The following is an 817-nucleotide window of genomic DNA, read 5'->3' as shown; positions in this document are numbered from 1 at the left end:
TGTGAGCTTTCGGGAGGTTGTCCATTCAAAGCGGATTTAGGAGACTGGAGCTATCACACCTCGAGTCGGAAGGATCGCCGCGAATGAACATTCATAAGAATGCCCGACTGACGCCGTTGCGCCGGGAACAAATGGCGCTTGCTGTTATCGAAGGGCATCTGACCCAGGCTCAGGCAGCACAGGCCTATGGCGTCGCGGCCAAGATCGTCGCCCGTTGGGTCGAGCGTTTCAAGGCCGGTGGTCGAGAGGCGATGCTCGATCGTTCCTCCCGACCTCATGCCATGCCCCGGCAGACCAGTCAGGCGCTGGCGGAGCGCATCATCACGCTTCGCCGCCAGCGCCTGACTGGCAAGCACATCGCGATCGAAACCGGTGTATCTGCAGCGACGGTGAGCCGGGTTCTCAAGCGCGCAGGCCACTCCCGCCTCAAGGATATCGAGCCGGCCGAGCCTGTGCGTCGTTATGAACGCCAGGCTCCCGGCGAGATGATTCATATCGACATCAAGAAGCTCGGCCGGTTTCATGAGGTCGGCCACCGCATCACCGGCGATCGCACTCGCCAGAGTTCGCGCAGAGGCAAGAGTTGGGGCGCCGGTTGGGAATGCGTTCATGTGGCCATCGACGATGCCTCTCGCATCGCTTTCTCACAGATATTGCCGGACGAGACGAAAGAAAGCGCCGTGGCCTTCTTGAAGGCGGCATTGGCCTATTATGCCAGCCTCGGGATCGCGGTCGAGCGCGTCATGACCGACAATGGTCCCTGCTACACATCAAAGCCATTCGGCCAAGCTTGTCGCGACAACGGCCTCAAGCACGT

The 817-nt window shown here is 60.6% G+C and carries 1 protein-coding gene; it reads left to right on the top strand.

Going from position 1 to position 817, the window contains the following annotated elements:
* Window positions 1-83 precede the first annotated feature (83 nt).
* The coding region (locus PH551_RS32820) for an IS481-like element ISRel2 family transposase (RefSeq protein WP_222141856.1) at window positions 84-817 on the top strand (734 nt) is incomplete at its 3' end.

Origin of the sequence: Rhizobium atlanticum (genome assembly GCF_030182485.1) — a bacterium.
Classification (GTDB): domain Bacteria; phylum Pseudomonadota; class Alphaproteobacteria; order Rhizobiales; family Rhizobiaceae; genus Rhizobium.
This window is presented reverse-complemented; position numbering and strand designations above follow the sequence as displayed.